Here is a 15,656-nt window from a genome sequence, read left to right as displayed (position 1 = left end):
CATAGCGGCACTTCCAGCGGAGCGCTCAGTGGGCGGCCTCCCCCAGCAGGTCGCGGGTGGCCGCGAGATACCCCGCCTGGAAGCGGCTCTCGGCGTGCAGTTCCTGGAAGAGGTCCGCTATGTGCTTGCGGCAGGTGCGCAGCGAGATGCCCAGGCGGCGGGCGATCACCTCGTCCTTCAGGCCCTTGCTCAGCAGGCGCAGGATGCCCTGGCGCAGGTCGTCGACGGCGACCTTGGTGCGCTCGGCGCCGCAGAACGGGGTGGCGTGGTCCCAGGCGCGGTCGAAGGCGTCGCACAGGTAGGCCACGGCGGCGGGGGAGCGCAGTACCACCGCGCCGCCCCGGCGCTGGTGGTGCGGGACGAAGGCGATCCTGCGGTCGAAGGCGACCAGCCGCCCGAGCAGGTCGGTCATCGTCCGCACCTGGGCGCCCGCGGGGGTGATCCGGTCCACGTAGGCCTGGGTGGGCGCGTGCCGCCGGGCGGAGTGCTGGTAGAGCGTGCGCATGCGTACGCCCCTGGCCAGCAGTGCGGTGTCCCGGTCCACCGCCTGTTCCAGTTCCGCAGGGGGGCGGCCGCCACCGGGCTGACAGGTGATCATCTCCTGGGTGCACTCGGCGCTGGCCTGTTCGATCAGCGTGATCACGTCGTCGAGCGAGTCCACCACCTCCAGCGCCCCGGAGGGCTGGGCCTCCCGGTGCGGGCCGGCCGGGTAGGCGGAGGCGAGGGCGGTCAGCGAGTCGCGCCGGGTGTTCAGTTCGTAGAGCTGCCGGCGCAGCCGTGACTCCGCGCCCGCCATATGGGCGGCGGCCATGTGCGGATGGACGGTGCGCCACCACGGGCCCTGGTCGCACATCCCGTCGAGGTTTTCCGAACCGTTCACGCGGTCGACGAGATGGAATTCCTCCAGCGCGTCCACCGCCTCGATCGCCTCGGATTCGCTGATGTCCAGGACCACCGCGGCTTCTTTCGTCGTGAAAAAGGCCTGGGTGGCCCCCCAGTGATAAAGCCGTATGTGGTCCGGCGCGAGTCCCTGGAGAAGCAGCGAAGGGTCGGTTTCCAGGATTTTGTCCAATTCTTCCCCCCTGCAGTTTCCTGTTCGCAACATCATGCGCGCCGACCTCCCTGGACGGCCATGGAGACGGGATTACAACATCGTGAAGCGGCTGCCCATGCGGTCGGCCGATCACACAGCGTCTCAAGTCCGGGGGATATTTCCGTGAAGAAGTACAGGTCTGTCGCTTTTGCTCTCCTGGTTGCGGGCGGGCTCCTCGGTGGTGCGCAGGCGGCCGCCGCGCCGGGTGCACACAGTGCTCCCGCGGCCGCGGTGGCCGAAAACGCGCGGTCCGCCGCCGTCGAACCGCTCGGCGACAGCGGCTGGAGCTAGGAATCCGTTAGTCCGGCCCGGCCCGCTGAGCAGTGGAGAAAACGATATGAGTCATCTCGATGTCACCCGGGAAATCACCGCGGAAAGCGTCCGGCGGCTTCTCGCCGAGATCCTGGGTACCGAAATCCGCGACGATCTGACTTTCCTGGCGCAGGGCGGCGACTCCTTCCACGCGGTACTCGTGGTCGAGCGCGCCGCGGAAGTCTGGGGAATCGAGGCCGACTTCACCGCCGTACTCCGGTCGACCCCCGTCGAATTGGCGGAAGTGCTCGGCACGGCGCCCCGGCTGTCATGACGGGCCCGCGTCCTTCGGTCGCCGCCGGCCCGGGGCGGCCCGTCCCGGCCGGTGCCACCGCCCACGAGGCGGTACTGCGGCAGGCCGCCCGGTCCCCGCGCGCCACCGCGCTGCGCGGACCGGGCGGTGCCCGCCTGACCTACGCCGAACTGGTGGCACGGGCCCGCGCGGTACGCGACCTGCTCGTCGCCTCGGGCGTCCCGGCCCGCGGCTTCGTACCCGTGGCCGCCCGGGCCGGCGGGGAGTTCGTCATCGCCGCGCTCGGCGTGCTGCTGGCGGGGGCCGCCTACGCGGCCGTCGACCCGGACTGGCCCGCCCGGCGGCTGCGCGAGGTGATCGACGACCTCGGCGCACACGTCGTCCTCGACGCCACCGGCGGTACCGTCCGGCTCCCGGCGGGGACCCGGGCCGTACCGCTGCCGGACCCCGCCGCCCGGCCGGCGGCACCGGACACCGGTCTGCCGACCGTCGGCGCGGACGACCCCGCCTGCGTCTTCTTCACCTCCGGCTCGACCGGCCGCCCCAAGGGTGTCGTCCTGCCGCACCGGGCCTTCGTCCGCACCTTCGTGGACGGCGGATACGCCGCGTTCGGGCCCTCCACGGTCATGCCGCTGCTCGCCGCGCCCTACTGGGACGCCGGCGCGCTGGAGGTGTTCGGGCCGCTGATGAACGGCGGCTCCTGCGTGACCCCCGACGAGCCGCTGATCACCCCCGACGGACTGCGGGCCCTGGTCACCGAGGACGGCGTCGAGACGCTCTGGCTCACCAGCTCCCTGGTCAACCTGATCGTCGACGAGGACCCGGACGCCTTCACCGGGATACGGCACCTGCTCTGCGGCGGCGAACGGCTCTCCCCGCCACATATCGCGGCCCTCCTCGACCGCCACCCCGGCCTGCGCGTCACCAACGGCTACGGGCCCGTCGAGTCCATGGTCTTCGTCAGCGCGCACGACGTCCGGCCCGCCGACACCGCCGCCCCCTCCGGCATCCCGGTCGGCCGCCCGGTCCGCGGCACCGTGCTCGCCGTCCTCGACCCCGAGAACCTGCGCCCCGTGGCCCGCGGCACCGAGGGCGAACTGTGGGTGGCGGGCGACGGACTCGCCCTCGGCTACCTCGACCGGCCGGAGGAGGACGCCCGCAGGTTCACCCGGGTCGCCGTCCCGGGCCACGGCACGCTGCGTGCGTACGCCACCGGGGACCGGGTCCGGATGGACGACGAGGACCGGCTGTCGTACGTCGGCCGGGCCGACCGCCAGTTCAAGATCCGCGGCCACCGCGTGGAGCCCGGCGAGGTGGAACGCCGGATCTGCGCGCTGCCCGGCATCCGGCACGCCTTCCTGGTGCCGCTGCGGGACGAACGGACCACGGTCACGTCGACGGCCTGCGCGTACACCACGGAGGACGCGGCGCCCGTCGCCGAGGACACCCTCCGGGCACAGACCGCGGAAGCCCTCCCGGCCTACCTGCGCCCCGACCGCTTCCTCCACCTGCATCCGGTGCCCCTGGGACCGACCGGGAAGGCGGACCTGCGGGCGGTGGAGACGTGGGTACGGGAGCGGGCGGCGGCGGATGCCGGGCCGCCGGGGGCCGCCGGGGTGGCCGGAGTGGCTGGGACTGCCGAGGTGGCGGAGGCCGTCGGGATCGTCGGGGCCGCGCAGGTGGCCGGGGTGGCGGAGGCTGCCGGGGTCACGGGGGGCATCGGGGCAGCCGGGGTCACCGGGGGTGTCGGGGTCGCCGGGGTTACCGGGGGTGTCGGGGCGTCCGACGGCTCGGATGTGCCCCCTGCCCTGCGGGAGGCGCGGGCCGTGCTGGCGGCGCCCGGACTGGGCTCCGGCTCCGACCTGCTGGCCTCCGGCGCGAGTTCGCTGCACGTGCTGCGGATCGCCGCCCGGCTGTCGAGGCTGTTCGGCGTACGGCTCTCGGCCCGCGACGTGTACGAACACCCCAGTGTGGCCGCCCTGGCGGAGATCGCGGCGGCACGCCGGCCGGGGAAACCGACGGGCGGCACCGGCACCGGCTCCGGCTCCGGCGACCCGGCCGGTTCGGCGAGCGGCACCCGCTCGGCCGACCCCACTATTGACCTCGGCTCCGGCCACCCGATGGGTGACTCCGGCTCCGGCCACCCGATGGGTGGCCCCGGCTCCGGCCACCCGATGGGTGGCCCCGACCCGGCCGGTTCGGTGGGTGGCACCGCCTCCGGTGACCCCGCCGGTCTCTCCCCCGGCGAACGCCGCTTCTGGCTGGCCTCCCGGCTCGCGCCTGCCGCCCCCGGCCAGGTCGCGGTCAGCCGGATCGAGGTCACCGGCCCGCTGGACCCGGACCGGCTGCGGCAGGCCCTGGCCGCGGTCGCCGCCGCCCACCCGGCCCTGCGCACCACGTTCCCCCGGGACGGGGGCCGCCCGCGCCGGCACACCGCCGAGGCCCCGCCCCCGCCCCCGCTGCTCGTCCGCGCCGGTACCGAGCAGGCCCTCACCCGGGAACTCGTCGCCCGGGTCGGCGACCTCGGCACCGGCCCCCTGTTCGCCGCCGGCGTCCTCGGCCGGGCGTCGGCCGGGCGGCGGCTCCTGCTGCTCGCCGTCCACCACATCGTGTACGACGCCCGGTCCGAGGAGATCCTCGTGGCCGACCTCGCCGCCGCGTACGCCGGCCGCGCCCCGCGGCCCGCACCCGCGCCGCCCGTCGGCGGGCCGCGGCCCGGTGCCGGGGCGGCCCGCGAGTTCTGGCGCGGGCGGCTCGCCGGGCTCACCGCGCCGGAGTGGCCCGGCGGCGCGACGCTCGGGATGCGGGACGTGTGGACGCGGCCCGCCGTCGCCCACCGGCTCGACCTCGGGCCGGACACCACCGCCCGGCTGCGGGAGTTCGCCGCCCGGGAGCGGTACCCGGTGCTGGTACCGCTGCTCGCCGCCTGGTGGCGGGCGCTGGCCAAGGTCACCGGGCGGGAGGACCTCGCCGTCGGCACCGTCGTGGAGGACCGCGACGCCGTCCACGAACGCACCGTCGGCTACTTCGCCAACGGCCTGCCCGTACGGATCGCCGCCGACCCGGCCCTGGACGGCCCGGCCCTGCTGGGGCTGGTCCGCGACCGGCTCCTGGAGGTCCTCGCGCACACCGCCCTCGGCACCGACGAGGTCGCCGCGCTGGCCCCCCGCCCGGCGCCGGGCCGCGCCCCGCTCTACCAGAACCTGCTGGTGCTGCAGCGCGTCGCGGACCCCGCCGAGGCGGACGGCGTCCGGTTCGCGCCGCTGCCCGCGCCCGCACTCGGCTGCCAGACCGAGCTGACGTGCGAACTCTGGGACGACGGCCGGTCCTTCGCCGGCGCCGTCACCGCGCCCGAGGGCCTGCTGAGCCCTGCCGCACTCGCCGAGACCGCAGCCCTGTTCACCGTGGGCCTGGCCGACCTCACCGGCCGCACCGACTCCCTGGGGGACCCCACATGACCGACCACCCGCCCTCCCACCCGCTGTCCTGGACGCAGGAGCGGATCTGGTTCGAGGAGCAGTTGCGGCCGGGCGACACCGCCTACCACATGCCGGTGATCCTGCGGGTGCGCGGACCTCTCGACCTCGCCGCGCTGCAGGCCGCCGTGGACGCCCTGGTGGCCCGGCACGACGCCCTGCACACCGTCTTCGGCACCGCGGACGGGGAGCCCCGGCAGCGGGTGCTGGACGCGGTGACCGTGCCCGTCCGCACCCAGGACGTGCGCGGGTCCGCCGATCCGGAGGCGGCGGCGCACGCGGCGCTGCGCAGGGCGGTGCGCGAGCCGTTCGACCTGGCCCACGGCCCGCTGCTGCGGGTCCTGGCGGTCCGGTACGCCGACGACGCGCGGCTGCTTCTGCTGTCGGCCCATCACCTGGTCGCGGACGGACAGTCGTTCGCGGTCCTCTTCGACGAGCTGTCCGCGCTGTACGCCGGGGCGGACACGGAACTCAGGCCGCTGCGGAGCGGCTTCGCCGAGACCGTGCGGGCCGAGCGCGAGCGGCTCGGCGAGGCGGGGGCCGACGCGCTGGTGGCGTGGTGGCGCGGGCATCTCGACGGGGTGCCCCGGGTGCTGGAGCTGCCCGCCGACCGCCCGCGTCCCGCCGTACGCGGCTCGCACGGCGCCCGCGTCCGGGCGGAGCTGGACGCGGCGGCCGGGGCGACCGTGCGCGAGCTGGCGCGGTCCCACGAGGCGACCCCGTTCATGGCCCTGCTCGCCGCGTTCGGCGTGGTGCTCGCCCGGCACAGCGGGCAGGAGCGGATGGTCGTCGGGACCCCGGCGTCCACCCGCGGTCCCGGCGGCCGCGACCTGGTCGGCTGCTTCCTCAACACCCTGCCCCTGAAGGTGGACACGGCGGGCGACCCGGCGTTCGCCGAACTCCTCGGCCGGGTCCGCGACGACGCGCTGGAGGCCTTCGCCCGGCAACGGGTGCCGTTCGGCAGGCTGGTCGCGGACCTGGCGCCCGAGCGCGACCTGTCCCGGGGACGGCTGGTCCAGGTCTTCTTCAACATGCTGCCGCCGGTCGGCGCCCCCGCCCTGCGCGGCTGCACGGTGGAACAGCTGCCGTTCGGGGACATCGACAACAAGTTCGACCTCACCCTGTACGCCGGTGCCCGGTCCGACGGCGGCTACACGCTGGAGGCGGTGTACGACGCCGCCCTCTTCGACGCCGGCCGGGTCGAGGACCTGCTGCGCCAGCTGGACGCCGTACTCGCCCAGGCGGCGGCCGAACCCGCCCGCGCGGTACGGGACTTCGACCTGGCGACCGCCCGGTCCGCCGCCCTGCTGCCCGACCCCGCCGCCGACCTCGTGCCCGCCCGGCCCGAGCCGCTCGCCGACCGGCTCGCCAAGCACGCCGCGGCGACCCCGGACGCCCCCGCCCTGATCGCCGGCGACCGCGTCTGGTCGTACGCGGAGACCGAGCGGACCACCGACCGGCTGGCCCGGCTGCTGCACGAACGCGGCATCCGGCCCGGCGACGTGCTCGCCCTGCACGCCGTACGGCACCCCGCCGTCGTCCTCGGCATCCTGGCCGCCGTCAAGGCGGGCGCGGTCTTCGCCGTGCTGGACGCGGACCACCCCGACGACGCCCTGCGCGCCCGCGCCGAGGCCCTCGCGCCCCGGGCCTGGCTCTCCTGCGCCCCCGGCCTGCCGCTGCCCGGCTTCGTCACCGGACCGGTGCTGCGCATCGAGCCCGGCGAGGGGCTCGACCGGGCCCTGGCCGGACTGCCCGACGGCGCGCCCGTCGCCGCACCCGACGCCGACGCCGACGCCTACGTCGCCTTCACCTCGGGCACCACCGGCCGGCCCCGCCGGGTCACGGGCACGCACCGGCCGCTCACGCACTTCCTCGACTGGTACACGCGCACCTTCGACCTCGGTCCTGACGACCGGTTCGCCGTGCTGTCCGGGCTCGGCCACGACCCGTTCCTGCGGGACGTCCTCGCCCCGCTGTGGGCGGGCGGCGCCGCCGTCTTCCCCGACGCGGACGTCCGCGACACCGCCGCCCTCGCCGGCTGGCTCGCCGACGCCGCGCCGACCGTCGCCCACCTCACCCCGGCCCTCGCCCGCGCCCTCGCCGGCCAGGCGGACGGCACGGCCGGCTGGCCCGCGCTGCGGCTGGCCGGCTTCGGCGGCGACACCCTGACCGGCCGCACCCTGCGCGCCTGGGCCCGGCTGGCCCCCGGCGCCGACCTGCTGAACCTGTACGGCGCCACCGAGACCCCGCAGGCGGTCTCCGTCCACCTCGCCCACCGCGCGGGTACGCCCGCCGACGCGATCCCCGCCGGGCCGGTGCCGCTCGGTCCGGGCATCGAGGGCGTCCAGCTGCTGCTCCTCGCGGGCGACCGGCCGGCCGGGATCGGGGAGATCGGCGAACTCGTCGTCCGCACGCCGTACCTGGCCCGGTACGCCGAGTCCGGCGACGACGAGGAGGCCTCCGGTTTCGTCCCCGACCCGTTCTCCGGCGTTTACGGCGGCTCGCCCGGCGCCCGCCTCTACCGCACCGGGGACCTCGCCCGGCTGCGTCCCGACGGGCTGCTGGACCATCTCGGGCGCGCCGACCGGCAGGCCAAGGTACGCGGCCACCGGGTGGAGCCCGCCGAGGCCGAGGCCGCGCTCGACGCGCTGCCCGGGATCCGGCAGAGCGCCGTCCTGGCGGTGCCGGACGGCGACGGCGACCACCGCCTGGTGGCCTTCCTCGCCACCGGCGGCGCGGCCCCGGACCTCGCCGAGGTGCGCGCCGCGCTGGCCCGGCGGCTGCCCGGCCACCTGGTGCCGTCCGCGTACGCCGTCCTCGACGCCCTGCCGCTGACCGTCAACCGGAAGGTCGACCGGGACGCCCTGCGCGCCCTGGAGCACCGCGCCGAGGCCGCCACCGGCGGCTATGTCGCCCCCGACGGGCCGGTGCAGGAACGGCTGGCCGAGCAGTGGCGGGTGCTGCTGCGCCGCGAACGCGTGGGCGCCGGCGACGACTTCTTCGCGCTCGGCGGCCACTCCCTGCTGCTGACCCGGCTGCTGGCCCGGATCCGGCGCGAGTTCCCCGGTGCCGCCGCCGAACGGCTCACCCTCCAGGACCTGTTCGCCCGTCCGACCGTCGCCGGACTGGCCGCCCTCCTGGAGGAGACGGCCCCGGCCCCGCACCCGGACATCCCGCGCACCGACCCCGCGGAGCCCGCGCCGCTGTCCTGGACCCAGGAACGCCTGTGGCTGGAGGAGCAGGTACGCCCCGGCGACGCGGCCTACAACATGCCCGTCGTGCTGCGGCTGCGCGGTCCGCTGGAGCCGGCGGCGCTGCAACGGGCCGTGGACACGGTGACCGACCGGCACACCGTCCTGCGCACCGTCTTCGGGACCGGCCCGGACGGCGGCCCGCACCAGCGGGCCGTCCCCGGCGCCCGGGCCGTCGTACGCACCACGGACCTGTCGGACCGCCCCGACCCCGAGACGGCCGCGCTCGCCGCCGCGATGGACAGCGTCCGGGAGCCGTTCGACCTCACGCGCGGCCCGCTGCTGCGGGTGGCGCTGCTGCGGATCGGCGACGGAGACCACCTGCTGGCACTGACGGTGCATCACATCGTGTTCGACGGCTGGTCGTTCGGGGTGCTGCTGCGCGAGCTGTCGGCCGCGTACGCCGACCGCCGGGACGAACTGCCCGAGCCCGCACTTCAGTTCGCCGACGTGGCCCGCTGGGAGCGCGCGGACCTGGCCGGGCCGGTGCTCGACGGGCTGGTGGCGTGGTGGCGCGGGCATCTCGACGGCGCCCCGCGGGTGCTGGAGCTGCCCACCGACCGGCCGCGCCCGGCCGTGAGCGCCCACCGGGGCGCCCGGCGCCGGATCACCGTGGACGCGGCCACCTCGGCCGCACTGCGCGAGCTCTCCCTCGCCCACGGCTCGACCCTGTTCATGACCCTGCTGTCGGCCTACGCCGTCGTGCTGTCCCGCTGGAGCGGGCAGGAACGGCTGCTGGTCGGCACGCCCGTCGCCAACCGGCCGCGCGCCGAGTTCGAGGACCTGCCCGGCTGCTTCCTCAACACCCTGCCGCTCCGCGTCGACCTGGACGGCGACCCCGCCTTCGGCGCACTCCTCGGCCGGGTCCGGGACAGCGCCCTGGCGGCCTTCGCCCACCAGCGGGTTCCGTTCGGGCGTCTGGTGGGCGAGCTGGCCCCGGAGCGGGACCTGTCCCGCGGCCCGCTGGTGCAGGTGCTGTTCGCCCTCCAGAACGTGGAGCTGGGCACCTTCGACGCGCCGGGCATCACCGGCGAGCTGGTGGACGTGTCCGTCGCCAACAGCCAGTTCGACCTCAACCTGCGGATGATCGACACCGGCCGGGAGCTGATCGGCTGGCTCGACCACGACGTGGAGCTGTTCGACACCGCCACCGTGGAGCGGTTCGCCGAGCACTTCACCAATGTGCTCACCGCCGTCGCCGCCGACCCGTCCGCCGCGCTCTCCGGCATCGACCCGCTGGGCGCCGCCGAGCGCGCCCGGCTCCTGGACGTCTGGAACGACACCGCCGTGGACCGTCCGGCCGGCGACACCCTGACCGGGCTGCTCGCCGAAGCCGCCGGCCGGCACGCGGACGCGGCCGCCGTACGGTTCGCGGACCGCGAGCTGACGTACGCCGGACTGCACGCCCGCGCCAACGCGCTCGCGCACCGGCTGCGGAGCCTCGGCGTCGGCCCCGACACCGTGGTCGGCGTCCACCTGGACCGCTCGCCGGAGCTGATGGTGGCCCTGCTCGCGGTGCTCAAGGCGGGCGGCGCCTACCTGCCGCTGGACACCGGATACCCGCACGAGCGGCTGGCGTTCATGCTCGCCGACGCCCGGGTCCCGGTGCTGCTCGTCCACCCCGGCGGGGGCGAGGCACTCGCCGCCGACGGCGTCACCGTCGTCGCCGTGGACGAACGGGCCGGGGACGGCTTCCCCGGCACCGAGCCCGCACCGGCCGCCGGGCCGGACCACCTGGCGTACGTGATCTACACCTCCGGCTCCACCGGCCGCCCGAAGGGCGTGCAGGTGCCGCACCGGGGGATCGTCAACCGGCTGCGCTGGATGCAGGACGCGTACCGGCTGACCGGCGCGGACACCGTGCTCCAGAAGACGCCGATCAGCTTCGACGTGTCGGTGTGGGAGCTGTTCTGGCCGCTGCTCACCGGCGCCCGGCTGGTCCTGGCCGAGCCCGGCGGGCACCGCGACCCCGAGCACCTCGCCGCCCTGGTGCGGGACGAGCGGGTCACCGTCTGCCACTTCGTGCCGCCCATGCTGGACACGTTCCTCGCGGCCGGCCGGGCCGCCGACTGCGGCTCGCTGCGCCTGGTGGTGTGCAGCGGCGAGGCGCTCCCGGCGGACCTGGCCCGCCGCTTCCACCGGGCGCTGCCCGGGGCCTCCCTGGAGAACCTGTACGGCCCCACCGAGGCGTCCGTCGACGTCACCCGCTGGACGTCCCGCCCCGGCTGGACCGGCGCGGCCGTGCCCATCGGCACCCCCATCGCCAACACCCGCGCCTATGTCCTCGACGCCCTGCTCAGGCCCGCCCCCGTCGGCGTGCCCGGCGAGCTGTACCTGGGCGGGGTGCAGCTGGCCCGCGGCTACGGCGGGCGGCCCGAACTGACCGCCGACCGCTTCGTGCCCGACCCGTACGGCGGCTCGCCCGGCGCCCGCCTCTACCGCACCGGGGACCTGGCCCGCTGGCACGCCGACGGGTACGTGGAGTACCTCGGCCGGACCGACCACCAGGTGAAGGTGCGCGGCTTCCGTATCGAACTCGGTGAGATCGAGGCGGCGCTGCTGGACCTGGAGACGGTCGCCCAGGCGGTCGCGGTGGTCCGCGAGGACCGGCCCGGGGACCGGCGGATCGTGGCGTATCTGACGACGAGCCGCAGTCCTTCCGCGGGCGACCTGCGGGCCGCCCTCGCCGAGCGGCTTCCCGAGCACATGGTGCCCAGCGCCTTCGTCGTCCTGGAGGCGCTGCCGCTCAGTCCCAACGGCAAGGTCGACCGCAAGGCCCTGCCCGCCCCGGACCGCGGGGCGGGCACGGCCGGCGGGCACATCGCCCCGGCGACCCCTCAGGAGGAGCTGCTGGCCGGGCTGTGGCAGCGCGTCCTCGGCCTCGACCGGGTCGGCACCCGGGACAACTTCTTCGAGATCGGCGGCGACTCGATGCACGCCGTCCGGATCGTCGGCCTGGCCCGCGAGGCCGGTCACGAGATCCCGCTCCAGCGGCTGTTCGCCGCGCAGACCGTCGAGACCCTCGCCCGCTGGCTGGCCGAGCACACCGGGCCCGCCGGGGATCCCGCCGACGGACCCGCCCGCCGGGAGGTCGCCGCGTTCGGCCTGCTCTCCCCGGAGGACCTCGCCCGCCTCAGGGCCTGACCCCCGGCCCGCCCTCGCCCCGGCTCCCCAGACGCACTCCGGAAGGAACCCCGTGCCGTCCCACGACGACATCGCCGTCAGCACCGACACCGCGGTCAGCACTGAGATTGCCGACCGCACCGAGACCGCCGAGATCATCGACGCCTATCCGCTGACCCTCCTGCAGTCCGGCATGCTGTTCCACAGCCACGCCGACGGCAACACCCCCACCTACCACGACATCTCCGCCGTCCGGCTGTCCGGCCGGTTCGACGAGGCCGCGCTGCGCGCCGCCCTCGCCGGGGTGATCGCACGCTCCGACATCCTGCGCAGCTCCTTCGACCTGACCCGGTTCAGCACACCGATGCAGCTGGTGCACGCGGCCGTGGCGACCCCGCTGACCGTGGATGACCTGCGCGGCCTCGACCCGGCGGAGCAGGAGCGGCGGGTGGCCGCCTGGACCGAGCGGGAGAAGGCGACGCCGTTCACCCTGACCCGGGCCCCGCTGCTCACCCTGCACGTGCACGTCTTCGCCGACGACGACTTCCGGCTCAACCTCAGCTTCCACCACGCGGTCCTGGACGGCTGGAGCCTGTCCCTCGTCACCTCCCAGCTGATCACCGGCTACGACGCCCGGCTGGCCGGCCGCCCCGACCCGGCGACCGCCCCGGTCACCCGGTTCCGCGACTTCCTGGCCCTGGAACAGGAGGCGCTGGCCAGCGCGGAGTCCCGCGCGTACTGGGCGGACGTGCTGGCGGACACCGACTTCACCGGGCTGCCCCGGCGCGCGGACCCGGAGCTCGCCGCCGTACGCGAGGCCCGGGTGCACGAGGTGCCGCTGCCCGCGGGGCTCGGGGAGAAGCTGCGCGCGGTGGCCGCCGAGGCGCGGGTGCCGGTGAAGTCGGTGATGTTCGCCGCCCACGCCCGCGTGCTGTCCCTGCTGTCCGGGCAGAGCCGGATCGTCACCGGCCTGGTCGGCAACGGCCGCCCGGAGACCGCCGACGGCGACCAGGTCGTCGGCCTGTTCCTCAACACCCTCCCGCTGGTCGTCGACGTCACCGGCACCACCTGGGCCGGGCTGGCCCGGCGCGTGCACGCCGCGGAGAGCGGGGCGCTGCCGCACCGCCGCTACCCGATGGCGCAGATGCTCCAGGACCAGCGCCGCCCGGGGTTCTTCGAGACGGTCGTCGACCACCGCAGCTTCCGCAGCTACGACATGGAGCTGGAGCACCTCGCGGTCACCGGCGGCGAGTTCTTCGAGCAGACCAACTTCCCGTTCACCGCGAACTTCGGCACCGACCCGGTCACCGGCGAGGTCCGGCTGCGGATCAACCACGACGCCGCCGAGTTCACCGCGGCCTGGATCGACACCGTCGGCGGCTACTACGCGGGCGCGCTGGCCGCGCTGGTCGCCGACCCGCACGCGGCCGTGCACGCCACCCCGCTGCTCGGCGCCGCCGACCTGGACCTGCTCTTCACCGAGTGGAACGACACCGCGGCCGGCTGGGACCTCGACCGCACCCTGCCCGAGCTGCTCGCCGAGCGGGCCGCCAAGCACCCGGACCGCACCGCCGTACGCTTCGGCGACACCACCCTGAGCTACGGCGAGTTCAACGCCTGGGCCAACCGGCTCGCCCACGAGCTGCGCGGGCTCGGCGTCGGCCCGGACACGCTGGTCGGCGTCCACCTGGAGCGCTCGGCCGAGCTGGTCGTGGCCCTGGTCGCGGTGCTGAAGGCGGGCGGCGCGTACGTCCCGCTGGACCCCGGGTATCCGCGCGAGCGCCTTGAGTACATGCTCGACGACGCCCGGGTGCCGGTCCTGCTGACCGGTGCCGGGCTCGCCCCGCCCGCCGTGCCCGAGGGCACCGCCGTCGTCGAGGTGGACCGTACGGTCGCCGCGGACCGGCCGGAGACCGACCCGCTGCCGCAGGCCGGGCCGGAGCATCTGGCGTACACGATCTACACCTCGGGCTCCACCGGCCGCCCCAAGGGCGTGCAGATCCCGCACCGGGCCCTGCTCAACCTGCTGCTGTCCTTCGGCCGCGACCTCGAACTGACCGAGGAGGACCGGCTGCTGGCGGTCACCTCGCTGTCGTTCGACATCGCCGCCCTGGAGGTGTACCTGCCGCTGCTGGCCGGCGCCGAGCTGATCGTCGCCCCGGACATCGCGGTGGACGGGCCCCGGCTGCGGGCGGCGGTCGAGCGGTCCGGCGCGACCGTCGTGCAGGCCACCCCGTCCAGCTGGCGGCTGCTGGTGGAGGCAGGGCTCGGCGGCGACGAGCGGCTGCGGGTGATCTCCGGCGGCGAGGCGCTGCCCGAGGACCTCGCGCAGGAGCTGACCTCCCGCTTCCCGGTGGTGTGGAACGCCTACGGGCCCACCGAGACCACCATCTGGTCCGCCCTGGACCGGGTGCTCCCCGGCGAGCCGGTCACCCTGGGCCGCCCGATCGCCAACACCCGTGTGTACGTCCTCGACGCCGCCTTCGCCCCGGTCCCCGACGGCGTCCCCGGCGACCTCTACATCGCCGGTGACGGGCTGGCCCGCGGCTACTCCCGGCGCGGCGACCTGACCGCCGACCGCTTCGTGCCCGACCCGTACGGCGGCCCGGCGGGCGCCCGGATGTACCGCACCGGTGACGTGGCCCGGTGGCTGCCCGACGGCCGCCTGGAGTTCCTCGGCCGCTCCGACCACCAGGTGAAGGTGCGCGGCTTCCGCATCGAACTCGGCGAGATCGAGACCGTGCTCTCCCGGCATCCGGGCGTCGGCCGGGTGGTGGTCATGGCCCGGCACGACCAGCCCGGCGACGCCCGCCTCGCCGCCTACCTCACCCCCGAGACCCCCGAGACTCCCGAGACCCCCGAGGGCGACACCGTCCCGAGCGCGGCCGAACTGCGCGAACTGGCCGCCGCCGCCCTGCCCGAGTACATGGTGCCCAGCGCCTTCGTGGTCCTGGACGCCTTCCCGCTCACCCCCAACGGCAAGGTCGACCGGCTCGCCCTGCCCGCCCCCGGCCGCGAGGAGACCACCGCCGGTGCCTTCGTCGCCCCCCGCACCCCCACCGAGGAGGCCATCGCGGCGATCTGGCGGGACGTCCTCGGCGTCCCGGAGGCCGGCGTCACCGACGCCTTCCTCGACCTCGGCGGCAACTCCATCTCCGCGCTCCGCGTGATCATGCGGCTGCCCGACATCACCGACGTCGAGGTGCCGGTGGCCGCGCTGTTCGAGGGCGGCACGATCGAGCGGCTCGCGGAGATCGTCAGCGGCGAGCGGCAGCAGGCCGCGTCCACGCTGGTGCCGCTGCGCTCGACCGGCACCGAGTCCCCGTTCTTCCTGGTGCACCCGCTGGGCGGCAGCGTCTTCTGCTACTCCGAACTCGTCGACGTCCTCGACCCGGACCGCCCGCTGTACGCGTTCCAGGCGCCGGAGTACGCGGGCCCCGAGGTGCCCCGTCCGGACAGCGTCGAGGAGATCGCCGCGCTGTACCTCTCCGAGGTGCGCGCGATCCAGCCCGAGGGCCCGTACTTCCTGGGCGGCTGGTGCATGGGCGGCATGGTCTCCTACGAGATGGCCCGCCAGCTGGAGGCCGCCGGCGAGGAGGTCGGCATGCTGACGATCATCAGCGCCAGCATCGACGACCCGGTCCCGCCGCGCTACGCCACCAGCGAGTCCGCCGCCATCCTCGGCGCCTTCGCCGGCCGGCTCGACGTCACCGAGGCCGAACTGGAGGCCCTCGACCCCGAGGCCCGCCTCGCCCACGTCGTCCGGCTCACCCAGGGCACCAGCGACGAACGGGCCGACGCCCGCTCGGTGGAGGACCTGCGCCGGCTGGTCCAGCTGTACACCCGGCACGCCCGCGCCCTGCTCGCCTACCGCGACACCCCGCGCGAGCCGCTGCGCGGCGACGCGGTGCTGATCCGCGCCGAGACCGAGCTGTTCGAGGGCTGGCACATGGGCTGGCAGCCGCGGGTCGGCGGCACCCTCCTGGTCGACGAGTCGCCCGGCAACCACTTCAGCATGCTCGAACAGCCCAACGTCCCCCAGGTCGCGCGCCGCCTGCAGGACGCGGCCGCCGGCCGCCCGCGCGGCGTCCTCGCCGAGTCCTGATCCCCCCACCCACCTGTGTGGGACCAACCCACCTGTGTGGGAC

5 protein-coding genes are annotated in these 15,656 nt (G+C 75.6%); 4 read left to right on the top strand and 1 reads right to left on the bottom strand.

The annotated features are described in order from the left end of the window. Window positions 1–25: 25 nt before the first annotated feature. On the bottom strand, window positions 26–955 hold the full coding sequence (locus KVT45_RS30460; protein ID WP_217552337.1) for a LuxR C-terminal-related transcriptional regulator: 930 nt from the start codon (window positions 953–955) through the stop codon (window positions 26–28). Between the two features lie 475 nt (window positions 956–1,430). Between KVT45_RS30460 and KVT45_RS30455 the strand changes: the two genes are divergently transcribed. From KVT45_RS30455 to KVT45_RS30440, 4 genes are read left to right on the top strand one after another with little or no spacing between them, the layout of a single operon-like run. Next, the gene (locus tag KVT45_RS30455) at window positions 1,431–1,679 is read left to right on the top strand and encodes a phosphopantetheine-binding protein (protein ID WP_217552336.1); all 249 of its coding nucleotides are present in this window, start codon (window positions 1,431–1,433) and stop codon (window positions 1,677–1,679) included. Next, a complete protein-coding gene (locus tag KVT45_RS30450) occupies window positions 1,676–5,116 on the top strand; it encodes a non-ribosomal peptide synthetase (RefSeq protein ID WP_217552335.1) in 3,441 nt (1,146 codons plus the stop codon). The genes KVT45_RS30455 and KVT45_RS30450 overlap by 4 nt, the downstream gene beginning before the upstream one ends. After that, the gene (locus KVT45_RS30445; protein WP_217552334.1) at window positions 5,113–11,529 is read left to right on the top strand and encodes a non-ribosomal peptide synthetase; all 6,417 of its coding nucleotides are present in this window, start codon (window positions 5,113–5,115) and stop codon (window positions 11,527–11,529) included. Before KVT45_RS30450 ends, KVT45_RS30445 begins: the two co-directional genes overlap by 4 nt. Before the next feature lie 52 nt (window positions 11,530–11,581). Beyond that, the gene (locus KVT45_RS30440; protein ID WP_217552333.1) at window positions 11,582–15,613 is read left to right on the top strand and encodes a non-ribosomal peptide synthetase; all 4,032 of its coding nucleotides are present in this window, start codon (window positions 11,582–11,584) and stop codon (window positions 15,611–15,613) included. The last annotated feature ends 43 nt before the right edge of the window (window positions 15,614–15,656 follow it).

It is taken from the genome of Streptomyces sp. GbtcB6, from assembly GCF_019091475.1.
Taxonomy (GTDB): domain Bacteria; phylum Actinomycetota; class Actinomycetes; order Streptomycetales; family Streptomycetaceae; genus Streptomyces; species Streptomyces hyaluromycini.
This window is presented reverse-complemented; position numbering and strand designations above follow the sequence as displayed.

What these genes read in the sequence shown, in the direction of transcription:
- KVT45_RS30455 (WP_217552336.1), top strand. Translation starts at nt 1,431, where the DNA reads ATGAGTCATCTCGATGTCACCCGGGAAATCACCGCGGAAAGCGTCCGG.
- KVT45_RS30450 (WP_217552335.1), top strand. Translation starts at nt 1,676, where the DNA reads ATGACGGGCCCGCGTCCTTCGGTCGCCGCCGGCCCGGGGCGGCCCGTC.
- KVT45_RS30445 (WP_217552334.1), top strand. Translation starts at nt 5,113, where the DNA reads ATGACCGACCACCCGCCCTCCCACCCGCTGTCCTGGACGCAGGAGCGG.